Annotated in this window: 24 protein-coding genes and 1 pseudogene; 11 read left to right on the top strand and 14 right to left on the bottom strand. The window is 40.5% G+C overall.

Annotation, left to right across the window (positions count from 1 at the left end):
* Positions 1-130: 130 nt before the first annotated feature.
* The 5 genes from Q1A31_RS14375 to Q1A31_RS14395 form a co-directional block, all read right to left on the bottom strand.
* A complete protein-coding gene (locus tag Q1A31_RS14375; RefSeq protein WP_299878055.1) occupies positions 131-1,339 on the bottom strand; it encodes a Xaa-Pro peptidase family protein in 1,209 nt (402 codons plus the stop codon).
* The gene (locus Q1A31_RS14380; RefSeq protein ID WP_299878059.1) at positions 1,336-2,130 is read right to left on the bottom strand and encodes a hypothetical protein; all 795 of its coding nucleotides are present in this window, start codon (positions 2,128-2,130) and stop codon (positions 1,336-1,338) included. Before Q1A31_RS14380 ends, Q1A31_RS14375 begins: the two co-directional genes overlap by 4 nt.
* Before the next feature lie 9 nt (positions 2,131-2,139).
* On the bottom strand, positions 2,140-3,273 hold the full coding sequence (locus tag Q1A31_RS14385) for a diaminopropionate ammonia-lyase (RefSeq protein WP_299878062.1): 1,134 nt from the start codon (positions 3,271-3,273) through the stop codon (positions 2,140-2,142).
* A gap of 343 nt (positions 3,274-3,616) precedes the next feature.
* Complete coding sequence (locus tag Q1A31_RS14390) at positions 3,617-5,302, bottom strand: hypothetical protein (protein WP_299878065.1); 1,686 nt, start codon at positions 5,300-5,302, stop codon at positions 3,617-3,619.
* 3 nt (positions 5,303-5,305) lie between these two features.
* A complete protein-coding gene (locus Q1A31_RS14395; RefSeq protein ID WP_299878068.1) occupies positions 5,306-7,006 on the bottom strand; it encodes a phosphoethanolamine transferase in 1,701 nt (566 codons plus the stop codon).
* 197 nt (positions 7,007-7,203) lie between these two features.
* On the opposite strand from Q1A31_RS14395, the gene Q1A31_RS14400 reads away from it, so the two are divergent.
* Positions 7,204-7,710, top strand: a complete 507-nt coding sequence (locus Q1A31_RS14400; protein ID WP_299878071.1) for a helix-turn-helix transcriptional regulator — start codon at positions 7,204-7,206, stop codon at positions 7,708-7,710.
* Positions 7,711-7,826: 116 nt separating this feature from the next.
* On the opposite strand, the gene Q1A31_RS14405 is transcribed toward Q1A31_RS14400, so the two are convergent.
* Entirely contained in the window at positions 7,827-8,360 is a 534-nt protein-coding gene (locus tag Q1A31_RS14405; RefSeq protein ID WP_299878073.1) for a heme-binding protein, read from the bottom strand.
* A 208-nt stretch (positions 8,361-8,568) separates the two neighbouring features.
* On the opposite strand from Q1A31_RS14405, the gene pepN reads away from it, so the two are divergent.
* Positions 8,569-11,250, top strand: a complete 2,682-nt coding sequence (gene pepN / locus Q1A31_RS14410) for an aminopeptidase N (protein WP_299878076.1) — start codon at positions 8,569-8,571, stop codon at positions 11,248-11,250.
* Between the two features lie 117 nt (positions 11,251-11,367).
* The gene (locus Q1A31_RS14415) at positions 11,368-12,273 is read left to right on the top strand and encodes an endonuclease NucS domain-containing protein (RefSeq protein ID WP_299878079.1); all 906 of its coding nucleotides are present in this window, start codon (positions 11,368-11,370) and stop codon (positions 12,271-12,273) included.
* Between the two features lie 185 nt (positions 12,274-12,458).
* Here Q1A31_RS14415 and Q1A31_RS14420 read toward each other — a convergent pair whose 3' ends face one another.
* From Q1A31_RS14420 to Q1A31_RS14430, 3 genes are all read right to left on the bottom strand, one after another.
* Positions 12,459-12,995 carry a transposase gene (locus Q1A31_RS14420; protein WP_299878082.1) on the bottom strand — a complete coding sequence of 179 codons (537 nt, stop codon included), beginning with the start codon at positions 12,993-12,995 and terminating at the stop codon, positions 12,459-12,461.
* 204 nt (positions 12,996-13,199) lie between these two features.
* Positions 13,200-13,616 carry a type II toxin-antitoxin system HigA family antitoxin gene (locus tag Q1A31_RS14425; RefSeq protein WP_299878085.1) on the bottom strand — a complete coding sequence of 139 codons (417 nt, stop codon included), beginning with the start codon at positions 13,614-13,616 and terminating at the stop codon, positions 13,200-13,202.
* A gap of 3 nt (positions 13,617-13,619) precedes the next feature.
* On the bottom strand, positions 13,620-13,934 hold the full coding sequence (locus Q1A31_RS14430) for a type II toxin-antitoxin system HigB family toxin (RefSeq protein WP_299878087.1): 315 nt from the start codon (positions 13,932-13,934) through the stop codon (positions 13,620-13,622).
* 334 nt (positions 13,935-14,268) lie between these two features.
* Here Q1A31_RS14430 and Q1A31_RS14435 point away from each other — a divergent pair, with 334 nt between their 5' ends.
* The 5 genes from Q1A31_RS14435 (at position 14,269) to Q1A31_RS14455 (ending at position 18,462) form a co-directional block, all read left to right on the top strand.
* Positions 14,269-15,201: a phosphoribulokinase gene (locus tag Q1A31_RS14435; protein WP_299878090.1), complete on the top strand. Its 933-nt coding sequence runs from the start codon at positions 14,269-14,271 to the stop codon at positions 15,199-15,201.
* A gap of 272 nt (positions 15,202-15,473) precedes the next feature.
* The gene (locus Q1A31_RS14440) at positions 15,474-16,013 is read left to right on the top strand and encodes a TlpA disulfide reductase family protein (RefSeq protein ID WP_299878093.1); all 540 of its coding nucleotides are present in this window, start codon (positions 15,474-15,476) and stop codon (positions 16,011-16,013) included.
* 147 nt (positions 16,014-16,160) lie between these two features.
* Entirely contained in the window at positions 16,161-16,832 is a 672-nt protein-coding gene (locus Q1A31_RS14445; RefSeq protein ID WP_299878097.1) for a DUF6629 family protein, read from the top strand.
* 256 nt (positions 16,833-17,088) lie between these two features.
* Positions 17,089-17,823, top strand: coding sequence for a 2OG-Fe(II) oxygenase (locus Q1A31_RS14450; protein WP_299878099.1), 735 nt, complete (start codon positions 17,089-17,091; stop codon positions 17,821-17,823).
* Between the two features lie 267 nt (positions 17,824-18,090).
* Positions 18,091-18,462, top strand: coding sequence for a universal stress protein (locus Q1A31_RS14455; RefSeq protein WP_299878102.1), 372 nt, complete (start codon positions 18,091-18,093; stop codon positions 18,460-18,462).
* Between the two features lie 231 nt (positions 18,463-18,693).
* On the opposite strand, the gene Q1A31_RS14460 is transcribed toward Q1A31_RS14455, so the two are convergent.
* The 5 genes from Q1A31_RS14460 to Q1A31_RS14480 form a co-directional block, all read right to left on the bottom strand.
* The gene (locus Q1A31_RS14460) at positions 18,694-18,993 is read right to left on the bottom strand and encodes a GNAT family N-acetyltransferase (RefSeq protein ID WP_299878105.1); all 300 of its coding nucleotides are present in this window, start codon (positions 18,991-18,993) and stop codon (positions 18,694-18,696) included.
* Between the two features lie 205 nt (positions 18,994-19,198).
* Positions 19,199-19,945, bottom strand: coding sequence for a DUF3299 domain-containing protein (locus tag Q1A31_RS14465; protein WP_299878108.1), 747 nt, complete (start codon positions 19,943-19,945; stop codon positions 19,199-19,201).
* Positions 19,946-19,958: 13 nt separating this feature from the next.
* Positions 19,959-21,215 (bottom strand): FtsX-like permease family protein, encoded by a 1,257-nt coding sequence (locus Q1A31_RS14470; protein ID WP_299878111.1) that lies wholly within the window; start codon positions 21,213-21,215, stop codon positions 19,959-19,961.
* A complete protein-coding gene (locus Q1A31_RS14475) occupies positions 21,212-21,922 on the bottom strand; it encodes an ABC transporter ATP-binding protein (RefSeq protein ID WP_299878114.1) in 711 nt (236 codons plus the stop codon). The genes Q1A31_RS14470 and Q1A31_RS14475 overlap by 4 nt, the downstream gene beginning before the upstream one ends.
* Complete coding sequence (locus tag Q1A31_RS14480; protein WP_299878117.1) at positions 21,922-22,620, bottom strand: DUF2796 domain-containing protein; 699 nt, start codon at positions 22,618-22,620, stop codon at positions 21,922-21,924. The genes Q1A31_RS14475 and Q1A31_RS14480 overlap by 1 nt, the downstream gene beginning before the upstream one ends.
* Before the next feature lie 154 nt (positions 22,621-22,774).
* Between Q1A31_RS14480 and Q1A31_RS14485 the strand changes: the two genes are divergently transcribed.
* The 3 genes and pseudogenes from Q1A31_RS14485 to Q1A31_RS14495 all read left to right on the top strand — a co-directional run.
* Positions 22,775-23,233: a Fur family transcriptional regulator gene (locus tag Q1A31_RS14485; RefSeq protein WP_299878119.1), complete on the top strand. Its 459-nt coding sequence runs from the start codon at positions 22,775-22,777 to the stop codon at positions 23,231-23,233.
* A gap of 395 nt (positions 23,234-23,628) precedes the next feature.
* Positions 23,629-24,378 carry an ABC transporter substrate-binding protein gene (locus Q1A31_RS14490; protein ID WP_299878123.1) on the top strand — a complete coding sequence of 250 codons (750 nt, stop codon included), beginning with the start codon at positions 23,629-23,631 and terminating at the stop codon, positions 24,376-24,378.
* A 152-nt stretch (positions 24,379-24,530) separates the two neighbouring features.
* A pseudogene (locus tag Q1A31_RS14495) lies at positions 24,531-24,641 on the top strand (transposase); the annotation flags it as partial.
* Positions 24,642-24,977 lie beyond the last annotated feature (336 nt).

Raw genomic sequence — 24,977 nt, forward strand, 5'->3', positions numbered from 1 at the left:
AGGGCTAGTCTTCATACGCCCTTCTAGGGCGAACACAAAACCACGTTCTTAGAACGTGGATTTTTACTTTACGTTTTAAAAAAACAAAAACGTAATATCATTCAAAGTAGGGGGGTGTCATTAATAAAAACTAAGAATAAATAGGGAGTTGTGGCAACGCCCGACGACTTAAATATTCAGCGCCGTTTTCTGTGATCACAATATTTTCTTCATGCACCATGAGTTTCCCTAGGGCAAATTCCATTCCCGGCTCGAGTGTCATCACCGTTCCTACTTCAAACACTTCATTATCCCAGGGAGTATTCGAAGGTGGCTCAGTCAGTTGCAAACCTAAGCCATGTCCGTAGCGACCCACTGAATCTCCCAAAGCACCTGCTTTTTGCAGGACATTGTTCATTGCGTGAAATAAATGGGCTGGCGTGTTGCCCGGTTTCGCTGCTAGGAAGCCTTGCTCTGTTGCTTCCCAGACTGCCTCATAGGCATCAAGCGCGCTTTTATCAACCTTGCCAAAACCATAGTTGCGGTCGAAATCACAGTAGTAGCCATCAAAAGTACAGCCGGTATCGAGAATTAAAACATCGCCATCTCGAAGAATGCGCGCGCCAGCTGGTGAAATAATATCGCTATAGCCACCTTGATCAGCGCCGCCGACCAGATAAGCCACATCATCAACCCCCTCTGTTAGGCATTGAATTTTGAATGCGCGAAATATCTCGCTGTCACTCATTCCGGGGTGTACAAACTCAAACAGTCTTTCGAAAACTGAGGAAACGGTTTGTGCCACATAGCGCAGTTTCTCGATTTCTTTGGGCGATTTAACCATCCGCTGACGTCGCATGATGTGTGTCGCATCTACAAATTCGACCCGATTATCATGATTTTTCAAATTAGCCTTGATTTGATCCAGATCACATAATGGCATGCGCATGTGCGACTCTTTGCCTGCACTAATACCGATGTGTTTAAAACCACTGTTTGATGCGGCACGCGTCACTGCTTCAACCAAAGCTTCCGTGAGTAGGCTAATGCCATCGTCTGTTGGGTGGGGAGATGACCAGTGTCGAATATCACTCATCCATCCCTTTGCCATACACTCCACGCCGATAGTTGGAATTACGGCTATAGGCAAACCTTCGCTGGGTAAAACCAAATACCAGGGACGCGTTGGGCTTTGCCAAAACTGTGTCAGGTAGCCCGTGTAATAATTAATATCGTGTTCGGTGGTAAGTAAAATCGCGGCTAATTGTTGCTCACGCATTTTGTTTTGAACAACCTCAAAGCGCTGTTCGAATTCTTCGTTCGCAAAACCACGTTCTGGCTGATGCAAAGTCTCTGTCATTTGAACAGATTTCCTTTGTTTTTAGTTGTGTTTGCAGATGTGGTGTTGATAGATGTGCTGTTGTCAGATGAGTTACAGGTCAAATCCAGTCCTGCATGTCTGGCTAAATCCCATGCTAAAACCTGATTGCTCGATAAAGCCGTAATACCCGTTTGCGCTTCAATCTCAGCAATAATGTTCGCGCACTTTAAATTAGTGCAGGCCATAAAAACGGCATCAATGTCTGGGTTATCTTTCGCTAACATGATCGCATCACGTTGAATGGTGGCAGGGGAAATTCGGCCAACAAAGCGGTCTTCTGCTTCATCATAGGTAGCAGATGCAATTACCTGAATACCATTGGATTCAAAGAATTGAATCATTTCAGCACATACGCTTTCGCTATAGGGCGCGAGAAAAGCTATTTTTTTGGCGTTAATCGATTGTAAAGCGGAGAGGGTCGCCGTTAATGGATTCGTCACCATTTTACAGGGGCGTTTTTCAGCAACTAATGCGGATATTCTATCTGCTCCAATATGCAAAGCGCCGGAGGTGCATGCGTAACCCAGTGCATCGAATTCAGCTTCAATCGGAAATTGCGACATGGTATCACCAAGATGATTCTCCATTTGCTGGAGTAACTCTTTAGTGACTTCATTCTCAAACGGAATACGATTCACAAACAGGCTGATATTTTGATTCGCAAAGTAAAAACGAAATTCATCTTCAATAGTGACATCCGACTGCAATACGATTAAACCCAGCTGTTTAATAGTGTCTTTGGCTAATAAATCGTATTTCAAGGTATCCATATTAGAGCATTAACCTACGATTTCCTTGTACAAATCTGGGTCTGTTGCACCTTCGGTACCCAGCATGAAAATCACTGAATTTTCATCGATATGAATAGATTCTTTGAGCTCTGGATTATCCATGATGGTTTTCAAGGTAATCAAGCCCGATGCCGAACATTCACCGCCGACAATATCGGGTCTATCACCTTCTGATTTTGCCAGATAACGCATCATGGGTTTTACGCCTTCATCGCCCACCGTGATTACGTGGCTTGCACCGTGTCGCAGTATGGGCCAGGCTAATTCGGAAACTTCACCGCAGGACAAGCCCGCCATCAGTGTTTCATCGACGATATCCACTAAATAGATTTGATCGCGTTGCATGCTTTCTAAAACACAATCAGACATGCGAGATTCCATGATGATGATTTCAGGTAAATCATCGCGCCAGTGCTTCCAGAAGTAAGCGATTAACGCGCCTGCCATGCCGCCGCAACCCGCTTGAAGAATAATATGTGTTAACGACTCTTTTTGCTGCTCTATTTGCTCGATGACTTCGGCGGCTAATACGGTATAGCCTGCCATCACTTGTGTGGGGATTTCCCGATAACCTTCCCACGATGTGTCCGAAACAATTTGCCAGCCATTCGCATCAGCCATTTTGATACATTCGGCAATCGAATCATCGTAATTTCCCTCTACCCGATGCACCGTTGCGCCATATTCCGCTAAGCTTTTTGCGCGGGCTTCACTGACTCCCGCATGGATAAAGATATGACAAGGGATATTTTTTTGCTGAGCTCCCCAGGATACTGATCGTCCATGATTACCATCGGTCGCTGTACATACTGTAAGTGCAGACGCATCTCCGGTTTTTTCTCGCGCTTCCAAAACAGTCTGCACGGCATAAGCGCCACCCAAGGCTTTGAAAGATCCTAAATTTAAACGCGTTGACTCATCTTTATACAGAACTTTTTTTACGCCCATTTGTTTAGCGAAATCATCTAATGCAATTAAGTCAGTTTGCTTGTAATCCGGCCATTGGGTAATTGATTGGTAAGCAGTTTCACAGATTCCGGTTGGAAACAAATCATCGGCCACTTCATGCATGGCATTGTTTTGTTTGGGATTCTGGTAATAGTTAGCGTATGTATATTTCAAATGATGCTCCTATTTATAAAACATCTAGGTCAATTAAACACGTAGCTGTTTTAAGAAAACAGTAAAAACGGGAGAGATGCTTATACTGTGTCTTTATTACTGTTGCTAGTTATTACTGTAGCTAGGTTTCAGATATTTGTACTAAATAATATTAAACACATTAGCATTCACTTTTTTCTTTATTTAGCTATTACGAACAACGAAATAAAAAAGCCTTTCAGCTCTGCATAAATTCTATTTACGTTTTCAAAAAACAAAAACGTAATATCATTCAAGTAGGGGGGTGACCAAGATCTTTTATAATTACAGCATCGTTAATTATGCTGAGTATATTTTATTAGAATTAGAATGAATTCTCAGTGTTGACGCTCAGTTGCACATCATCGACATCACCTTCGCCATTCAGTGGAAATGCCAAATCAATATGAATTGCTTTTGTAATACTGCTACGGGTAGGAATCATGCGCAGTCCAACGCCAACATCGGCTAACACATCTGGGTCTTTGCCATCACCCCAGGCCGTGCCAACATCGGCAAAAACTGCCGCACCGAATTTCGCCAAATGTAGCGGGTACCAGTCAAAGTGATAGCGTTTTTCTGCGGTGAAAACCAGTGACTTATCACCGTTTTCATAACCTTTGGGATAGGCGCGTAAACCGGTATCTCCGCCAATTAATATTTGTTCGTCTGGTTGTAAATTAGATTGGTATTTAAACGTCCCAGACAAGTAAATATCACTGCCGTGCTCATCAAAAGAATACCATTCAGCTCCTAAATTCAGGCTGTTTCCTTCTAACTCGCCAGAACCGATATAGGAGTTGGCATCCATATTGATAAACGCCAGACTATTTTCAAATTCATAGCCTTTTTCAAAAGACGCATTCAGGTTCAGTTGATTATCAGTAGAACCAAATTCTTTTCGAAGAAGGCCAACGCCCAATGTGTAATTGGTGCCTAAGGTAATATCCTCAACTTCACCCATACTCTTAAAGTTGGTACGTGTGGTGTATCTTTCACTGTCGTGTTCGTATCTAAACCAGGGATAGGACTCAGTCAGAGAATAGAGATCTTTATATTCAGATTCTTTATATTTCCAGCCAACCTTATATCGTGTGACTTTGTTTTTTTCCGAATCATCGTTAGTTAAATTATCGTTCTCAAGACCATTAGACCAGCCCCAAAACGCAGATTGCTCAGATTTTTTTACAGCTATTTTACTGCTAACGTCACCTTTGTCATAAAGAGAGGTTTTTTCATTGATGCTTGAAGTGTTTAATCCCCACGCCTTACGACTATCGAGTTCGAAAAAAGGCAAGGACAAGTCTACTTCATGGCCTTTGCCGTCAGAGTTATCTTGTATCGAGGTATACAGTTTTTGTCGTGTACCTAAAAAAAGTGAATTCGTATAGCTGATGAAGGTTTCATCGCGTTCTTCGTCACTTTTATAACCCAGTACAAGTCCTTTGCCCGACCCTAGTAGATTGTGTTCCTGTATTTCGAAACCGCTTTTGCTATTGCCCCCTGATTGGCTAAACGAAACACCCGGCGACAGCGTCCATTTATCCGTAGTATTTACGAGTATTTTGACGCGATTTCCGCATAACTCATAAGGCGTTACATCTACATCTTGAATATAGCGGTTGCTTCGGATTAAACGTTCCGATTCAGAAAGTTTACGTGGCAGAAATTTGTCGCCCTGCTTGAACAGTAATTGACGACGAATAACTTTGGGTTTGGTGCTTACATGAAGCTTATTGGCAACCCTGTGAATCGTCTTCGATTCTCTGGGATTGTTTAAATCAAACACGTCTTCAGCGTTAACGGTAATGTCACCCACTACCAGATTACCATTATCTTTAAACGAATCTTTCCAGGGCTGGCAGCTTTCTGCTGCAGAAACAGAAGAAACTCCGACAACCATGCCGACACTAAAGCAACAGCAAATAAGTCCTTTTGTAGGGTTGTTAGCTGCTGTATCGATAGTATGTTTTAAGATGTTTTTTTGTATTTTTATAATATTAAAGCCCATGCTCTATTTTTTGACTAATTGCGTACTTTTGCAAGATGAAAAGATATCTAATTGTTTGTCGTGAACCTTTGTTTCAATCGACAGCATCCCAAGCATCGAGCTGAATAAATTATCATGCGAAAGCGCTGTTGCAGTTTTACTCGCAACACAGTCCTTATTAATTCCGTGTGTTTTCTCATAGCCCTTAGACAACCAAAGCATAAATGGGACTTTCTTCTGGTAATCTGGCGCGATCATATAGGGTAATCCATGCAAGTACAGATTATTTTCACCCAAAGATTCGCCATGATCAGAGATATAGACCATCGCTGTATCAAATTGTTCTGAATTTTCCTTTAAAAAGTTAATTGATTTATCCAGAATATAATCTGTGTAAAGTATCGCATTATCATAAGCGTTTATAATTTCTTCCTGAGTACATGAAACCAGTTGATTGGTTTTACACACCGGCGTGAATTTTTCAAATTCTGCTGGATAGCGCTTGCTGTATGTAGGGCCATGATTGCCTTTTTTATGCAGAATAATGACACGATCACCTTGTGGGTTTTCAATCACCGCATTCACTTTAGTGAGTTGTTCATTGGGTGCAGTATCGGTGTTACTGGCATCCACAATATGTTGTAAATCATCAATTAATACTTCATCCACACAGTTTCCGGTTTCGCAAAATTTAGGATTAAGCTTATCCAGCATGTGCTCGTATGCAATGCGATCACAACTGTGTTGGCAGCCAGTATTATTATCTCTCCATAAAACTTTGTAACCCGCATGCGAGATCACATCGAATAAATTCTCGTACTCTCTGCCCTTGTCAAAGTTAAATTCATCGCGGGTAAATTTAGAAAACATACACGGCACAGATACCGCTGTCGCAGTTCCGCAAGAGCTTACGTCACTAAAATTGATAATATCCTGTTTAGCTAATAGTGGGTTGGTGTCGCGTTCATAACCATTTAAAGAAAAATTCATCGCTCTGGCTGTTTCACCCAATACCAGAATAACCAAAGAAGGTTTGCGCGGTATGCCACCCGTAGTATGAGACCCGTTAAGTACCAGTTGTGCATCATCTTCAATCGGCTTTAGTTCGTAATTTCTTTTTCTTAAATCCTTAGCAACAATCGTCTTGATTGAGCCAATGTAGTTAATCGGATTAATTAAATGACGCGCTTCACGGTTATTTCTACCAAAGAATGAAAGCTCTTTGTAATTGCTGTACAAAGTGCCACCCAATACAGCAGAACTTATAAGTATCGCGAAGCCTTTAAAAGCCAGACCTTTGAAGAAGGGTTGGTAGTTGATCTCGGTCTTATATAGCAACCAGGCTGGAATCACGCCCAGTAACAGTAGCGTCATCACTAATTTATAACTAAATAAATCAGTCGCCTCATGCACATCAGTCGCAAAAATATTACGAATCATGCTTTTATCAATCATGATCGCATAATTATCCATAAAGTATGCAGCAGAAGCAGAGCACAACAGAATGGCGATAACGATCGGTTTAAAAATGGGTTTAAAGCTGAATAAAGTCAGTAAAATATTAAACACGGTGACTAATATCAAAAAGAAGGAAATCCCAATAACGGGTGATTCAGATAGTGGTTGCAGGTTTAGTATTTTTGACCAGAAAGAATAGTTAGTGAATAACGTTAAATATAAGGAAATCAATAAAGTGACTTTCCACAGTGATAATTTAAATGTCATAGAAAAATGCTCTGGTTTGGAAATCTTGAGATGAGCGAAATAGGTGTCGTCAATCTCAAGAGTATTTGCCGAGCTTATTGAAACTATGAGCTGGAGATAATGGGCAAGTGCCCCATAAATCGGCAATTGGGTCGTATGACCCATGCCGTATTTTTTCTATTTTTAAGAGTATTTAGTTGTTAGAATGCGCGCAATCTATGACATTTATACAAAAGTTAATACTTACCTTATTCTTTATACTTTTTACTCTCTATAGTGGCTATGAGGTCTTTGAGGAGCTTACTGATTTTTCAGATGGAGAATCATTAGCTCAGGCCTGGGTAGAAATTGGCATTGTGATTATGTCACTCGCAGGTTTAATCTACTTCGCCTATATCATCGCCGTTCAAGCGAAAGAAAAGCTCAAACTGAATGATAATTTAGCCGAGGTGAGAAAGCAGTTAGAAAGCTCAAACGTGCGTTTGCAAGACGGCAAAAAAGAATACCAGAAAGTTATCCAGTGGCAATTTAGCGAGTGGGGACTTTCGCCCAGCGAACAAGAAGTCGCCCTGCTAATGTTGAAGGGTTTGAGTATTAAAGAAATCTCTGCTTCCCGAAATACGCACGAAAAGACGGTGAGAAAACAAGCGTCAGCGATTTATGAAAAATCAGGCTTGGGCGGCCGACATGAATTATCGGCGTGGTTCTTTGAAGACTTATTGTAAGTTGAAACGTTAAAACACACCCCCCCTACTTATAGGCACTTTTTGTGAATGATAATTAAAAAAGGCTTAAAAGTAGGGGGGTGTCAAAATTCTAATAACTTAGTTGATAATACTGATTAATCAGCCATTTCCAAATCTTCAGCAATAGCGGCAATACCCGCTTTAGCACAAGCCTCATCAATATCACCACCGGGTGCGCCACTCACGCCAACTGCACCATAAATCTTGCCACCGACATTAATCACAGCGCCACCGGCAGACATCAACACACCATCAAACATGCCGACTGCGGTATTAGCGCGTTCAGCCATGGCTGACGTATCTGCACTAAAGTTTACAGCGGTATAGGCTTTTGCTTTACTAATCGGAATAGAAACAGGCGGTGCCAAAGTATCGCGAACAACGGCCTGAACAATACCGTTTTTATCAACCACGGTTGCTGTTGCCTGATAGCCTTTCTTGCGGCAATCCAGCATTGCACCCTGTGCCACAGCGGTTGCAGCTTCTGATGATAAACGTGCAATTTGCACAGTCATTGGTGCATCTTCTTCATCATCGGCAAATGCGGGTGTAGCAAATGAAGCGAATAAGATTGCGGTAATAGATGTGATTGCCAGCATTTTTTCAGACTTTAATCTTGGTTTTTTCATTTTACACTCCATGTTTTAGATGATGCTATTTTCTATCAAATCCGTAAAAAACGAAATGCGCGAAAACCCTAATCCTCACTAGTGAAAACCCTGTAGGGTTTTTACAAATAAGCTATCATTAGCAGCTTATAAACTCACAAAAATAGTTTTACAAAAATAGATAAACCAATAATCCTAACGAATCATCTAAACGAAGCCATAAAACATTATGAAAAACGCTCAAGCACAGACTATTTACCTCAAAGATTATCAGCAACCTGCATTCTGGATTGATACTGTCGATCTGGCGTTTGATTTGTTTGATGACCACGCAATTGTTACCTCTAAAGTACAATACCTGCGAAACGCAGAAGCCACGGCAACCGAACTTGAATTGTTTGGCGCTGAATTAGAGCTGCAATCGATTACCTTAAATGGCTATGAATTGACGGATAAGGATTATGCGCTAGAAGATGAAAGCCTGGTTCTGTCAAATCTGGCAGATGAATTCAGCCTGGAAATTGTCACCAAAATATACCCGCAAGATAATAAGTCTCTGGAAGGTTTATATCAGTCTAGCGGAAACTTCTGCACCCAGTGTGAAGCGCAAGGGTTCCGCAAAATCACCTACTTCCTCGATCGTCCTGATGTAATGGGCAAATTCGTCACCACGATTCGAGCAGATAAAACAAAATACCCAGTCATGCTTTCAAACGGTAACCTGATTGATTCTGGCGATGTTCTTAATGAAGGGGATGCTGAAGCTCCTGAAGGAAGACATTTCGCAGTCTGGGAAGACCCGTTCAAAAAGCCTGCCTATCTATTCGCATTAGTAGCGGGTGATTTAGAGCACGTTACAGACAGCTACACCACCACATCAGGCAAAGACGTAAAGTTAGAAATTTACACCGAAGCGCACAATATCGACAAATGCGATCATGCCATGCAATCGCTAAAACGCGCGATGAAATGGGACGAAGACCGTTTCGGCTTAGAATACGATTTAGACATCTACATGGTCGTCGCCGTTGATGATTTCAATATGGGCGCAATGGAAAATAAAGGCTTGAATGTCTTTAACTCCAAGTTGGTTTTCGCCAGTCCGGAAACTGCAACTGATAACGATTACACCAATATCGAAGCAGTTATCGGTCACGAATACTTCCACAACTGGACAGGTAACCGCGTAACGTGTCGCGATTGGTTCCAGCTAAGTCTTAAAGAAGGACTCACCGTTTTCCGTGATCAGGAATTCACTGCCGATTTACACTCGCGTGCGGTTAAACGTATCGAAGATGTACGTAGTTTAAGAACCCTGCAATTCGCTGAAGATGCCAGCCCAATGGCGCATCCGATTCGTCCATCATCGTTTATGGAAATCAATAACTTCTACACCCTGACTGTGTATGAGAAGGGCGCTGAAATCGTTCGACTATACAACACATTGCTAGGTCAAGACGGCTTCCGTAAAGGCATGGATTTATACTTCGAACGTCACGATGGTCAAGCAGTCACCACCGAAGACTTCCTCGCGGCAATGGCCGATGCCAACGGCATGGATTTAAGCCAAATGCAGAACTGGTACGATCAAGCCGGTACGCCAACGGTAGACGTAACCATGGATTACGATGAGGAAGAAAACACCTGCACCTTGAATTTCACACAGGCTTACACCACCACGCCAGAAGCAAATGCAGAAGATAAAAAGCCGTACCTGATTCCAATCAAAATAGGGCTGATTGATGTCTCTAGCATCAAACCGGGCAAAGAGCTTTTAAGCGAAACCGTGCAGTTAACCAAGCAAACGCAAAGCGTGAGATTTAAAGGTATCACCTCAAAACCATTGCCTTCGTTACTCAGAGATTTTTCAGCGCCTGTAAAACTCAATTACGATTACAGCACCGAAGAAACTATCTTTCTGATGCAACACGATAGCGACGACTTTAATCGCTGGGAAGCAAGCCAACGTCTCGCTAAAACCCTGATGATGGAAATGCTCGAAGACAAAGCAATGGGCAAGCCGATTGGCGTTGAGCCGGTTGTCATCACAGCTTACCAACAAGTACTTATGGATGATGATCTGGATAATGCGCTGAAAGCAGAAGCACTAACGCTACCATCAGAAAATGATCTGGCAGAAGCGATGGCGTCGACAGAACACAAAGCAGATCCAGAAGCGATTCATGAAGTACGCGAACTGATGCTCAAAACCATCGCATCGGGTTTACGTATTCCATTTGAAAACAAATACGGTCAATTAGTGAATCAGCTAGGTTCAGAAGAGTATTCACCAGATGCAGTAAGCATCGGCAAGCGTCGTTTAAAAAATACCTGCCTGTCTTATCTCAGCCAGCTCAACGACCCAGCGGTAAGCTCATTGATCTACCATCAATTCTCGCAGTCGCTAAAAGAGGGTGGCAATATGACAGACACTTTGGCCGCGCTAAGTTGTTTATCAGACATGCAATGCCCAGAACGCGATCAAGCCTTTGCTGATTTCGAAGCGAAATGGGAACATGATACTTTGGTTATGGATAAATGGTTCGTGATGCAAGCCACATCAAGTCTGCCAGACACCCTAGACAATGTTAAAGCATTGATGAATCACAAATTATTCGATATGAAAAACCCGAATAAAGTCCGTTCACTGGTAGGTGCATTCGCCAATGGCAATCCGGTAAACTTCCACAGTGCAGATGGATCAGGTTATGAATTCCACACCGATCGCGTTCTGGAATTAGACAAGTACAACCCACAAGTCGCCTCAAGAATGGCGCGTGCGCTAATGAACTGGAGACAGTATGAGCCTGGACGCTCTGAATTAATGCGTGCGCAGTTGGAGCGAATTAAGGCGGTTGATGGGTTGAGTGGGGATGTTTACGAGATTGTTACCAAGAGTTTGGATTCTTAGTTTAAAAAGTGCCTAAAAGTAGGGGGGTGATGTTTTCATTCTCCTGCCCCAAACTTTTTGTGGATGATGAATAAAAAGTGAAAATATATGATACCTAGCCAAAGTTATTACCGAATAATGTCAGGCGCTAAGAGTGCTTACTTTAATGACTGTTATGAACATGGCTTTATTGGTGGAGACTGGGGTATTCATCAAGATCTTTCTAATGATCTGACTGAAGCTTGGCAGGACTTCAATAAGAAATTTATACCTGTTTTTTTAGAAGCTCATCCTGAAAAATCAAAAATTGCTGCAGGGCTGGCTTGTGGAATGCTTCATACGATATGTAAAGGTATGAATGTGGGCGATATTATTTTAACTCCAAATGGTAGCGGCCAATATTTTGTTGGTGAATTAATTTCGGAATATTATTATGAAGAAGGACAAATATTACCTCATCGTCGCAGAGTAAAATGGTACAAAAATAGTATCAGTAGAGAAGAAATGAGCGAGCAACTCAAAAATTCTGCAGGTTCTATTGGTACAGTAAGTAACTTATCAAAATATGTAGAAGAAATAGAAAGTCTGTTATCTGGGAAGAGACCTCCATCTCTAACTCATAGTGATGAAAACGTTGAAGACCCTACGGTTTTTGCCTTAGAGAAGCATCTCGAAGACTTTTTAATAGCCAACTGGCAATCAACAGAGCTTGGTTCGGAATATAATATCTTTAGTGATGAAGGTGTTTTAGTTGGTCAGCAATACCCTAGTGATACTGGTCCTATAGACATTTTAGCAATTAGTAAAGATGAAGCGACCTTACTAGTCGTTGAGTTAAAACGCGGTCGTGCGAGTGATGTGGTTGTTGGTCAAATTCAAAGATATATGGGGTATGTGAAGGATGTCTTAGCTGAGCCTCATCAACAAGTCAAAGGTGTGATTATTGCTCTAGAGGATGATTTAAAGCTTAAGCGTGCTTTAAGCATTGCTGTAGGAATTGAGTTTTACCGTTATCAGGTATCTTTTAAACTCTTAAAAACTTAATTTGTTAAAACCTTTCATATAAAAACAGCCTAAAAACACGGTAACCCGCATATTAAACACGTAGGTCGGATAAACGCGGTAACTCGCATATCAAATATTAAACTCGTAGGTCGGATAAGGTTCGCCATCCGACATCTGTTTCTGATCACACATGGTCATGTCGGATGGCACTGCGTTTATCCGACCTACGATTCTGATCTCTCTCCGGCATTTAAATCTTGTACCGTTTCACCCCAATCTTCTAGGTAATAATCCTGTCTGACTAAATGATGGAATGTTGAATGGGGCCATTCTTTTACAGATTCCACTAAACCATGTTTGACTGGATTGTAATGTATGTAATCCATATGTCGCTGGAAGTCATTTTCATCGCGAATGGTGTGTTCCCAAAATCTATGTTGCCAGATTCCACGTTCGTTTCTTTTTATTCTTGTGGGTGATAAATATTCGTCTTTTTCTATTGATTTTGAGAAGGCTTTTTTGATTTCACGCCAACGTCCTGAATAATCGTTATCATTTTCTGGTAGCGTCCAAATAGTATGCATATGATCTGGAAGAATAACCCATGATTCAATCTTAAAAGGTTTGTTCTTTCGAGTGTTCTTTACGGCTGTTCGTAATTCATTGATGTGATCTACGAGTAAGCTCTTTTTGCGTTCTAAAAGGTTGACCGTAAAAAAATAGCTTCCACCAGATACGTAATTGCGACGATAGTTTGGCATGAATTGAGTATATCGCTGTCGTCGGATAGCGCTGCGCTTATCCGACCTACGGTTAGAGCAATATTATGAAAAAGCGCCTATAAGTAGGGGGGTGACATTTTAGAATAATTCCCTTGTTACAACCAACACTGCGCCATGCTTACGCATGACCCTGCGTACCCTTCTGGCTCCTGGTGAGCCTGGAAGGGCAAGTAGGGAGGTGTATTAAACATCAAAAAACAATGCCGGACTAAGCCCAAAGCGTTTACTCAATGCTTCAATGTGATTTCGCGTTAAATTACGTTTGTGATTCAATATTTTGGAAATGAGTGTTTTAGAGCCCACTTCGGGAAGATCGGCAATACCAAGTCCATGTTGCTCCATAATGAGTTTTAGTGTTGCAACATCATCCAGCTTGGAGATTCGCTGATTGAACTCGTTAAATTCTTCGGCGGTATTTTCCCAGCGTTCTATTGATGCTGATAGAAGCTCGATCAAAGGGCGTTGATTGTCATAATCTTCTATGAGTTCATCCATTAATGCCAAGGCTTGTTGGTATTCCTTATCGTTTTTAATTTCAATGATATAAGTCGCTTCTGAAAATAATTCATTAGCTTTTAGTTTGATTTGTTCGAATCCCATAAATCACCTCTTTGAATTTTTTGTATGCTGCTTGCATAACTTATCGTACTCGGCGTGAGATACGATATGTTTGATAAATAAACGTTGATCCCGGAATTCTATAAACGCAATCAAGCGTAGGTTATTACCGCCAATATCAATCACCCACCATTTATCTTTGTATTTAAAGTTATCAAGAGAAGGGAATACTTTGCGTAGATCGTCTGGTTGTTTGAATTCGCCTGACTTTAGTACTTTATAAATTCTATCCAATGTATCTGCCTGATTTGGATATTGTAACGCGGCATCCTTAAAAGGTTTTCTGGATATAACGTGCAATTGTTTCGCCTTCTTTTTATTGACATATTGTCAACTATATTGTCTTGTTGACATATTGTCAACTACAGATAATGCAAAAAAACTGATATAAAGTTGGGTGTTACATTTAAGAATGATTCCCTTGCTTCAACAAACACTGCGCCATGCTTGCGCATGACCCTGTGTACCCTTTTGGCTCTTGGTGAGCCTGGAATGGAATTAGGGTGCAACATTTAAACCTTTAGAATCAGAATACAAATCCGTTTATGCCTTTTGTGGTATAGGTTTCGTTTAACAGATCTACTAAAATGCTTGCTGTTACAGTCAATCCTCACTCCAAATCACAGGAAGTTGTATGTCAGCAGAACACCCGATAATTGCGTTCGTTAGTTCAGCCGGAGCTGGTAGTGCTGCGGTCACTCAGGCTTTTGAGAATATCTTTTTTCGGGAGCGCGTCAAGGCTGTATATATTCAGGGCAATGCTTTTCATCGTTATGATCGTAAACAAATGCGTGAGGAAATTAAGAAAGCCAAGGAAGAGGGCAAAGTCTTAAGCCACTATAGTCCTGAAGGTAATCATCTGGATAAGCTGGAATCTTTGTTCTTTCAATACGCTGCTGTTGGCACGGGTATGTCTCGTTACTACTTGCATACGCAGAAGCTCGCAGATCGTTTCGAGCAGCAATCAGGTACGTTTACACCCTGGAAAGAATTGCCGAGAAAGAGTGATCTATTGTTATATCGTGGCCATCATGGGGCAGCTGTGTGGGGTGATATCAATCTCTCACAATATCCTGATCTGTTGGTTGGTGTGGCACCAAATGTTAATCTGGAATGGATTCGCAAATTAAAGCGCGACAATACTTTGCGCGATTACACCCGTGAAGAAATTGAGGAAACCATCATTGCGCGGATGAAAGATTACGCCGAGCACATCACTCCCCAGTTTTCACGCACCCATATCAATCTGCAAATGATTCCGCTGGTGGATACATCAGATCCATTCTCTGCAAGAGATGAACCTACACTCGAAGAATGTTATCTAGTCATTAACTTTCAGAACGTTGAATATCCGGATTTTCCACGCTATTTAAAGCATATCCAGAATTCTTTTATGTCTGGCAGAAACACGATGGTTGTGCCGGGAAGCCAAATGCTTCATGCACTGGAAATTATCTTGATGCCTATCATTCATGAATTGGTAAAGAAGAGTCGCAAGTTACGAAATATCAAAAAACCACCGAAGCAAAAGAAAAGTGGTTTGCTGGGTTTATTGTACGAATTGTAATCAGACGCATTGTTAGTGGCACAGTTAGTAATATAGTGAGACTACCTAATGAAGCACATAAAAAAGTGCATCAAAGTAGGGGGGTGAGCTTTTTCACTAAATACAGCTATTCTATTAAGCTCCCAATTGCATCTGTCTATTGATTTGATTCGTTTTAAGTCTTATCCAAACACTTTGCTGTTTAAAACACTGCTCTCTAAAACAGTGATCTCTAAAACATAGCATTATGCGTTTTTGGATATGAACACTTAACTTTCATTAGGGTACCAATCATGCGCTCAGTTTCTCTTAAATTACCTTCTGTCTTCATCTCCCTATTATTTCTTGTTTCTTTGAATGTACATGCAGCGCCACCGCCTGAGAGCTTTGATAGTTTGAATAGTGCATTCCCTGATATGACATTTGTTGATCCAGACGGAAAGCAAGCCAAGATATCAGATTACAAAGGTGAAGTAGTTTTGGTGAAATTATGGGCGACATGGTGTGGAGTCTGCCGTAAAAAATGGCCAGAGCATCAAGCGCTCTATAATGAAATTAAAGATGATAAAGGCGTTCGCGTAATCACACTTTCAGTCGCTGAAGACCCTAAAGATAGTCAGAAATGGGCGGATGAGCAAGGTTATACAGTACCTCTTTATGTGAACAATATTACCGATAGAGGAGCTGTTCAAGTGGCTGATGATAGAGATTCCCTCTACTTTATCAAAGGAACGCCAATGAAGTTTTTAATCGATAAAGACGGTATTTTAAGAAAGAAAGTGGTTGGTTTAAATGGCGAAGTAACCGCTGCAGATATTCGCCAATTACTATAAAGCGGAATCCTCATGAAAGTAGGAGGTGTCTTTTTTTAAGTTCTATTGACCTGGATTTGGTTTTAATTTGTGATTTTGGTTTAGAGTAAACACGTATTAGCGCATCGACAACATCGATTTAAGGTAACTTATTTGGGGTAAACTGATATGTGTTTTTCTGCAACTGCCTGTTTCACCGCTGGTGCCATTCTGGTACCGACGGGTGTTTATACTGTGGTGAAGGCATATCGGGGTGATAAACGTTATCTGGCACTCGCAGCTTTTCCTTTGCTTTTTGGTTTACAGCAAATCATTGAAGGATGGCTGTGGCTCGCGTTTGAACAACAAGTGGATTCAAGCATTGAAATAGCAGCGTTAGGCTTCCTGTTGTTCGCTTATTTTCTGTGGCCGTTTTTTGTGCCTTTGTCAGCACTACTGGTAGAAAAAAATGATGGCCGAAGGACGTTATTCAAGCTTTTTAGCTTTATAGGTTTTCTGTTTGGTGCATCGCTCTATGTGCCGTTACTGATAAATCCAGATTGGTTATCAGTTACGATGGCTAAAGGTTCGATTTTGTATCAACCGGTATTGATTTATGATGGAATTGTGTCAAGGACAGTGGTTCGTGTTTTCTATGCAATTATTATCGCCGTACCTCTACTGTTTTCAACGGTTACAAGCCTAAGGTTTTTTGGAATCCTGATCTTTGTGTCGGTTGCAATAAGCGCTGTGTTTTTCGCCTATGCGTTTGTATCAATATGGTGCTTTTTTGCAGCAATACTCTCTGCCTATATTGTTTACATTATCCACAAAGAAACTAGCACTAAACCACTCATTTAAACGATTGGATCGTTCAAACAAAAAAGTGCCCAAAAGGTGGGGGGTGTCTTTTTTATACGCTTACTCAAAATAAACCTCGCAAATAATGCATTTGTAGTTAAAAATCGACGGATTCATTCACACACAATCATTCACAGGCTTTCACAGGCTTTCGCAAGCTATCTTCACACGTTTCTATCTTCCTGTTGTGTTTAAGAACATAAAAATCTGACCGGATTTTTATCATCCCCAAGAGTTACCCCCGAGTAATAACAGCATGGTTAATAATAGCAGTAGTCACCTCGGTAATTATCAGAGTGGTTATAAAAGCGGTGATGCGAGTAATTTTGATTCGAGTAATCCCGGTCTTTTTGCGCGTATTGCGGAGGATATTCATACCAAAGGTTACAGTATAAATCCCGGGGCTTTGCCGCTTAGTCTGGGGGATTGTTTGTTACAGCGAATAAATACCATGGGCGATGAGCAGTTTGTTCATGCGCGGGTGGGTCGTGAACAGTTGTTGATGAAAAATCAGTTTGTGCGTAAGAATGAAATTTGCTGGATTACGGGTGAGTCAGATGCAGGACGGGACTGGCTACAATGGACATCAGAGTTACAGCTTTTTTTGAATCGGCGTTTGTTGCTAGGTTTATTTTCGTTTGAGAGCCACTTTTCGCATTATGCAGTGGGTGACTTTTACAAGCGCCATGTGGATGCGCTTCGTTCAACTAAACTCAAAGACAGTAAAATTTCTAAAACTAACCGAGTGCTTTCGGTGGTGGTTTATTTAAACCCGGACTGGGTACCAGAGAACGCAGGTGAACTGATCTTATATAAGAATGAGTTAGATCAGGAGGGAATTAAGGTGATCCCTGGTTTTGGTACTGTGGTGGTCTTTTTAAGTGAAGATTTCCCGCATGAAGTGCTCGTGACCAATCGTGATAGATATTCAATTGCGGGCTGGTTCCGGGTGAATTCTTCAACCATTGATCGTGTTGATCCTCCATTATAAAGAGATAAGTACTGTAGTATAAAAAATTACTCTTAATAATTTTGTTAGCTTTTGCTGAGCGCTTAACCCGCGTATCTAAACGTAGTCTATAGATGCGGTCTTTATTTGCTCTAGATATTATTTACCTAATTAAAAAACACGAATCACTATCTATTGATAAGAATCAACTCGTCAACTAACCATTCATATACTATAACTAACATAGAATGATTACTTTAAAACGTTCTGTTCAAAGTATTCAACTTTTTCTTAATGGAGGTTTCAAAAATGTATAACACTATTATTGTTCCTACGGACTTTTCGAGTGAAGAGTCAACGATTGCTTCGCTTAAAAAAGCGACAACTTTATCTGATAAGCCTCACATTATTTTATTGCATGTACTCGAACACGTTCCACATGATCTTTCAAAGACACGTGAAACATTAAATACATGGCTAGCTAATTCTGGTGTAGAAGCTGAAATAGAAATTCGCGATGGTCGCTCTTCTTATCATGAGATTATTGAATTCGCGAAAGAAAAAAATGCTGATTTAATCTTAATCAATTCGCACAAACCTGGACTTGGGGATTATTTACTAGGTTCTACGGCTTCCAAAGTAGTGCGTCATTCGCCTTGTTCTGTATTGGTTGTTAGATAAGGTATCAGCCATTGAAATAGCTTTGTCGGTATTGCCAGAATAAAGTAGTGCAAAGCTTAAAGTAAGGCAAGACAAGGCAATAAACGTTTCATCAATAGGTAATCCCAGTAATTAACAATGCCGGAATTACTTGTTGATGGATAAAAACTTACGCATCTAGCGAGGCAACTCGCACATCAAAATTAATCACGTAAACTGCTAAGTAATTTTTAAGTTCTATGAATCTTAAAACTACAAAGAAACAATCTCTCCCCATTTGTCATTTTTTTCAACAAAGTATTTAATAAACGAACAGTCAGCGATCATTTCATATTCTTTGTCGTAGCCTTCATCAACGAGCTTTTGCAGTGAATTTTCTACCAGTATTTTTCCGATGCCATTGCCGCCAAGTTCTTTGGGTACTTCTGTTTTAGTTAAATACATTTTATCGTCTTTAATTTCGTATTCGACCAGTGCGCGTATGTTTTCTTCTCCTGCTTCCAGGTAGAGTTGATGGTTTTCTTTATCGTGAATGATTTCACTTGTTTTCATTGTTGCTGGACTCGATAGGTCGTTTAAAAAAGTGCCCTAAAGTAGGGGGGTGTGTTTAGCTTAAGGAATAAGTTGTATATCAGCCTTGATTGCTAAAATATTATTCTAAACTACCTTAAACTTAATCTAAACGATAATGAAACATTAAGGATTTAGATTTATTCAGATTGTAATGAAGCAGATCGTGCTTCTCTTCATACCCCTATTACCCTTCATCTTCCTCGTAAGGTTCTACTTTGGCATTTTCGATTCGATAACCTGCGGCGCCAATACTGGTTCTTTCTTCTACTGCTTTTAACTGACCGGTAATCCAGACCGGTAATGAAGAGTCTTCTGATTTCACACCCTGACCTTTTTTAACTTTGATCATCACAGTTTGGTTAACCGGTGGTGCCGGTACATGAATACATGCGCCAAAATATGGGACCAGTAAAAACTCGTTGATTACGCCGTTATCGTTTTCTAAAGGGGCAATGAATCCGGGCATTTTGATGGTTTTTCCGTCCAGTGACATATTCACAGGAGCATTATCCAGTTCAGCCTGAATTTTGCCATATAGTTCCATGGCCTTCGGATCTTCATCTCTTAGATTTTCTAATTGCTCGCTGTATTTATCAATGATTGTGCTTGGGTCATAATTTTCTGGAATTAGCTTATCCCAGCTGATTTCTTCAACCGTATCCTTACCTATATCTTTTGTTTTTTCTTCTACTTCTACTTTTGCTTTAACGTTATCGACGAGTGCAACTTCAGTATTTTCGGTTTTACTTGTAGCCACATTTGTAGCCGTATTTTTAGTCATATCAGTAGCCGCTTTTTCGTCAGTCGTTATTACAGGCACTTGAGATTTTTGTTGCGTATTGTCTGCTGCCTCTTCTTTACCACAAGCAGATAGTAGGAAGATTAAACATAAAATCGGAAATTTAGTTAATAAATGATTCGTTTTAAACATGAGTTGTACTCCATCAGACCTTTAGCGTTAAACCGTCTTGCAAGGAGCGACGGTAAGCGATGAGTCCTGGCAATAAACTGAAAAATAATCCCAACAGCAGGGCGCCAATAATAATAGCCCACTGTTCGGTGTCGGGAAACATAATGTGGATATGGATGCCATATAATTTTACTAATATGGGTTGTGCGATTAATTGTACAAGGTAACTCGCGATAACACCGAGCACGCAGCCAGCAGAAACCACCATAAACGCTTCGAGTAAAAATAAAGAGATGATATGCCAGGCATGTGCACCTACCGTTCGCAGAATGGCCATTTCCCGGCGTCTTTCATTGAGTGTTGATAACAGCGTGGTCAGCATGCCGAGTAAGCCACTGAGTAATACCAGAAAGGCGATGGCGACCAGGATTTTTTCGAAGTTGCCCAGTGTATTCCACAAAATAGCCAAGGTTGAGCCGGGTAAAATAGCTAACAGTGGTTCGGCTCTGTATTCGTTGATTTTGCGCTGCATACGAAATGTTGCTGTGCGGTTTTTAAGTCCTAACATGAATGCCGTTATGGTTTTGGGTTCTAACTGCATATTACGCGCTTTATCTGCCGAAATTTTGATAGGTGAAGGTGTGCCTGATTGCCAATCGATATGTATCGCTTCTATCGCTTGCAAGGACACATGCACGGTTTGATCAACTGGTGTGCCTGTTTGTTCTAAAATGCCTGCGACACGAAAGGGCTTATCACCGTGTTCGGAGAATTTGGTAGATTGCAAACCATGCGCCAGAGTGATTTTATCGCCCAGCTTATACTTCAGTTTTTTCGCAACCTGGCTACCCAATACCGCATCGTAAAGGTCGTCGAATTGTTTTCCTTCTGCGAATGCGAGATTTTTTCCGCCTGCAAAACGGTAATATTTAAAATAGTCTGTATTGGTTCCCAGCACTCTAAAGCCTTTGTGAGAATCACCTAATGACAAGGGTACGGTCCATTTCGTTTCCGCTAGCTCGGCTATGTCCTGATAAGACTTCCATGAGACATTATTGGTGGCATTTCCGATGCGAAACACACTGTACATCAATAAATTAAGCGGCCCACTGCGCGCACCCACGACTAAATCAGTTTGTGAAATAGTATTGATAAAGCTGCTTTTGCCTTGTTTGCGAATTGTATCGACAACCAGCAATAGCATGATGCTGAGTGCTATCGAGCAACTTGCGAGTATTAATCCCGTTTTTCTATTGGCGGCACTTTTGAAAGCGATTTTAAGTAGCTTCATGGTTGTGCCTTGTTTGCTGGGTTGTTGATGTGGTTTTTCGCCTGATTAATCGCGGCTAGGCTAACCACTCTATCAAAACGTTTCTGGATTTGAGTATCATGGCTGACGAAGACCAAAGTGGAATCAAACTTATCCGCTTCTGAAAATAATAGATCCATAAAACGATCACGATTGTCTGTGTCTAATGCGGAGGTTGGCTCATCGGCAATAATAATTTCCGGGTTACCAATTAAGGCTCTGGCGACAGCTACGCGTTGTTGCTGTCCCATACTTAAGTTTGAAATTTTGCTGTGTAACAGTTCTCCAGAAATTTCCATATCGAGCAGTAGTTGGGTCGCTGATTTAATGGGGTTTTCAGCTTGCTGACGGCGACTTTTGGAAAAATCACAAGATAGCAATACATTGTCTAACACCGATAAATAGGGCAATAAATTGAATTGCTGAAAGATCACGCCTAAATGATCGGCTCTAAAACGATCTCTTTTTGATTCTGACAGCTGTGCAATATCAGAGCCCAGTATTTCCACCTGTCCTGATTGCGGTTTATTGATGCCTGTTAGCAGGTTGAGCAGGGTCGTTTTGCCAGTGCCACTTGGACCGTGCAAAAATAAATGTTCCCCTTTTTTAACCTCTAGTAAAGGAATGTTTAGCGTCGGCTGCTGCTGACCAGGCCAGCAGTAGCTAACGTCTTTTAAACGTATGATCATTACTTTTTCAATATTAGCATGGTTTGATCTTTTGTTAACTCTGCTGCGTTCTGTTGTCCATTTGCAATTATTTGTGCATCGATATCTTCAAATCCCGGGAAGCGTTTGAAGAAGGCGCTTAGGTCTAACTGAGTAAGTTTAGCGCCATTTTCACATTTGTAGGTAATTTCTACATCTATATCTGAATGTGCTGATTCTTCGTGTTTTTCATGCTCTTCATGATCTTCGTGGTCATCATGTTCTTTCGCATGTCCCTCGTCATGTTTCTCATCGTGATCGTCTTTAGCTTTGTGTTCTGCTTTATGATCGTCATCATGGTCATGGTCATCTTTGGCTTCATGCTCATTATGCTCGCCATGAGCATCGAATGGTTGATCGACATCGATTTTAGCGATTTTACACTCAGCACTGCTATCCGTTTTAATATAAGGTGAAATATTTTCCAGATCTTTGATAGCCAGTTCAACGACTTTCTTTTGCTCTACATTCTTGGGCTCATGTTCGAAACCAAAGACATTCATTGCAGGGGTTTCTAACATAACCATCAAATCATTGTTTTCTAGAATGACATTCAACTGCGCTTGCCCATGCTGATGCGCGCCATGTTCGCGGTGTTCGTTTTCAGAGGCGAAGACACTCGTTGCAAACGCACTACTTGAAATCATAAAAGCCAAAGTAAGAAGGGAGTTTTTTTTCATCTTAAAATCCTGATTGATAAAGTAATCCTATAAAAGAGTGTGTTATTGATAGCAACTAACTGTGCTAATCTACCTGTCAATAGTAAATATTTAAGATATGTTATATTATATCATTTAAATTTACGACTACTATTTTAAACAGCTAAGGCACCTTATGATTCATTGTGAAAAACATAATCACTGCATATCGACGGCAATTAAACATGGCGAGGAGATATGCAATGAAAAGGGACTCAAGTTCACAGCCATAAGACGAAAAGTGCTGGAACTCGTTTGGGAGAGTCACAAACCCGCAAAAGCGTATGACATTCTGGAAAAACTGGCCAAAGAAGATGGCGCGCCAGTGCCACCAACGGTTTATCGTGCCTTGGATTTTCTGTTACAAAATGGTTTGGTGCATAGACTTAATAGCCTTAATGCCTTTGTAGGGTGTTCACATCCTGGTCTGCATAAACAATGTTATTTTTTAATTTGTACTCACTGTGAAGAAGTGACTGAGTGTTGTACCAACCAGCTTGGTAAAGCCATTGGGGTTTCTGCTAAAGAAAATTCATTTACCACAGAATCAGTATCTTTAGAGATTTTAGGTTCTTGTAAGACTTGTAGTGCTTAAATCTATATCGCCTCAAAACAATGACGCATAAATAAAAACCGCCTACAGCCTTGTATAAATTCTATTTACGCTTTCAAAAAACCAAAGCGTAATATCATTCAAGCAGGGTGTGTCATTTTTAATTTTTTGTTTTTTTAATGCTATTTCAATAGATACATTTTGATTGGCTATATTTTAAGCAATAGTCTAAACTAGACGGTCGGTCTATTATATTGCAGCTCTATGAGTGATGTTACATCATTCCATACGAAACAAGCGTTCCTGAGGGAAATACAATACCACACCAGTATAAATTATTGATATGCAAATTAACCTGTATTATATTTTTCCAGTATTTAATTTTTTAAAATAATCAAATGAAACCATTTCTCTTTTTTCTTATCAGTCTATTTTGGATGACTGAGCTCATAGCGTCAGATAGACCCTTCATAATAGTAGGTGATTCTTACCCTCCATATTCCTATCTTGAAGATGGTGAATATAAAGGAACCGATGTTGATATTATTAAAGCCGCTTTTAATAAGTTAGATATCAAACCAGTCTTCAGGTTCAGGCCTTGGGCTAGAGCAATGGCTGAAGTTAGGAGCGGTGAATCTGATGCTATTTATTCTTTGTTTAAAACCAGTGAAAGAGAAGAATTTCTCGATTACCCATCGATACCCCTAAATTACGAGAAAAATATTCTGGTGGTGAATGGCGAAAGCGATAAAACCGCTAAAAGCATCGAAGATATTAAAGGCTGGAGAATCGGTGTTGTTACTGAAAACTCTTACGGTAAAGCGTTCGATGATTACAAAGATATCGAACGGATCGAAGCAAAAAGTAATGATCTTTTGGTACTTCAACTGAATGTAAAAAATAGATTTGATGCGATTATTATCAATGATCTGGTATTCGATATGATCGTTAATAATTATGTTGCTGCTGGTAAAATTAAAAATCCGGATTTTAGAAAACTGGAATATGTTCCTAATAATGCACCTTTGTATATAGGCTTTTCAAAGATGAGTCATAGTAAACATGAGCTTATTGCTAAAGAGTTTAGCGAGGCTTTAAAGCTACTAAAGAAAGAAGGACTGGTTAATAAAATTCTTAGTCAATACAGGGATAGGACGGGTTTGAAAGAAACGCCTGTTTTTGAATAGTTGTAAAAAACTGCCCAGCTATGCATAAATTCTATTACACATAAGAACCACGTCCTTAGGACGTGGAAGAGGTTCAAGGCTCTAGCCTCAAGAACCTACTCAGGTGCATCCTAGAGTTGTTATCGCCAAACAACCTCTCTAGGAGAAAACACATGAGTAGATTTAGTAAATTATCGCACGTTATCTGGCATTGCGAATATCATATTGTCTGGGTACCTAAATACCGTTATCGCATATTGAAGGGAAAGATTGCATTTGAGTTGACGCAGAGATGATACGTTTATATGTTAAGCATCAAGAGAAAGTAGAGAAAAACTTAGAACTTAAATTTTAAAGAATCATTTAAAGCGAAGTGCGATAACTCTGACTAGCCTTCTAAGAGGGCTAGTCTTCATACGCCCTTCTAGGGCGAACACAAAACCACGTTCTTAGAACGTGGATTTTTACTTTAGATTTTTTAAACAACAAAAGCGTAATATCATTCATAAGTAGGGGGGGCTTTCATTTTTGATTAAATGTCATCTGACATTGCTTTCAATGTGAACCATTCTAATCGACCCATCGATTAAACCTCTTAGATTAAAATATGAATCAACTCT

Source organism: uncultured Cocleimonas sp. (genome assembly GCF_947495625.1).
In the GTDB taxonomy this organism is placed as follows: domain Bacteria; phylum Pseudomonadota; class Gammaproteobacteria; order Thiotrichales; family Thiotrichaceae; genus Cocleimonas.

Bases quoted from the DNA above. Each gene is read 5' to 3' on its own strand.
- Q1A31_RS14485 (WP_299878119.1), top strand. From the start codon at position 22,775: ATGATTCATTGTGAAAAACATAATCACTGCATATCGACGGCAATTAAA.
- Q1A31_RS14445 (WP_299878097.1), top strand. From the start codon at position 16,161: ATGTGTTTTTCTGCAACTGCCTGTTTCACCGCTGGTGCCATTCTGGTA.
- Q1A31_RS14400 (WP_299878071.1), top strand. From the start codon at position 7,204: ATGACATTTATACAAAAGTTAATACTTACCTTATTCTTTATACTTTTT.
- Q1A31_RS14470 (WP_299878111.1), bottom strand. From the start codon at position 21,215: ATGAAGCTACTTAAAATCGCTTTCAAAAGTGCCGCCAATAGAAAAACG.
- Q1A31_RS14475 (WP_299878114.1), bottom strand. From the start codon at position 21,922: ATGATCATACGTTTAAAAGACGTTAGCTACTGCTGGCCTGGTCAGCAG.
- Q1A31_RS14450 (WP_299878099.1), top strand. From the start codon at position 17,089: ATGGTTAATAATAGCAGTAGTCACCTCGGTAATTATCAGAGTGGTTAT.
- Q1A31_RS14380 (WP_299878059.1), bottom strand. From the start codon at position 2,130: ATGGATACCTTGAAATACGATTTATTAGCCAAAGACACTATTAAACAG.
- Q1A31_RS14460 (WP_299878105.1), bottom strand. From the start codon at position 18,993: ATGAAAACAAGTGAAATCATTCACGATAAAGAAAACCATCAACTCTAC.
- Q1A31_RS14435 (WP_299878090.1), top strand. From the start codon at position 14,269: ATGTCAGCAGAACACCCGATAATTGCGTTCGTTAGTTCAGCCGGAGCT.
- Q1A31_RS14480 (WP_299878117.1), bottom strand. From the start codon at position 22,620: ATGAAAAAAAACTCCCTTCTTACTTTGGCTTTTATGATTTCAAGTAGT.
- Q1A31_RS14420 (WP_299878082.1), bottom strand. From the start codon at position 12,995: ATGCCAAACTATCGTCGCAATTACGTATCTGGTGGAAGCTATTTTTTT.
- Q1A31_RS14395 (WP_299878068.1), bottom strand. From the start codon at position 7,006: ATGACATTTAAATTATCACTGTGGAAAGTCACTTTATTGATTTCCTTA.
- Q1A31_RS14465 (WP_299878108.1), bottom strand. From the start codon at position 19,945: ATGTTTAAAACGAATCATTTATTAACTAAATTTCCGATTTTATGTTTA.
- Q1A31_RS14425 (WP_299878085.1), bottom strand. From the start codon at position 13,616: ATGGGATTCGAACAAATCAAACTAAAAGCTAATGAATTATTTTCAGAA.
- Q1A31_RS14415 (WP_299878079.1), top strand. From the start codon at position 11,368: ATGTCAGGCGCTAAGAGTGCTTACTTTAATGACTGTTATGAACATGGC.
- Q1A31_RS14390 (WP_299878065.1), bottom strand. From the start codon at position 5,302: ATGGGCTTTAATATTATAAAAATACAAAAAAACATCTTAAAACATACT.
- pepN (WP_299878076.1), top strand. From the start codon at position 8,569: ATGAAAAACGCTCAAGCACAGACTATTTACCTCAAAGATTATCAGCAA.
- Q1A31_RS14490 (WP_299878123.1), top strand. From the start codon at position 23,629: ATGACTGAGCTCATAGCGTCAGATAGACCCTTCATAATAGTAGGTGAT.
- Q1A31_RS14405 (WP_299878073.1), bottom strand. From the start codon at position 8,360: ATGAAAAAACCAAGATTAAAGTCTGAAAAAATGCTGGCAATCACATCT.
- Q1A31_RS14375 (WP_299878055.1), bottom strand. From the start codon at position 1,339: ATGACAGAGACTTTGCATCAGCCAGAACGTGGTTTTGCGAACGAAGAA.
- Q1A31_RS14455 (WP_299878102.1), top strand. From the start codon at position 18,091: ATGTATAACACTATTATTGTTCCTACGGACTTTTCGAGTGAAGAGTCA.
- Q1A31_RS14440 (WP_299878093.1), top strand. From the start codon at position 15,474: ATGCGCTCAGTTTCTCTTAAATTACCTTCTGTCTTCATCTCCCTATTA.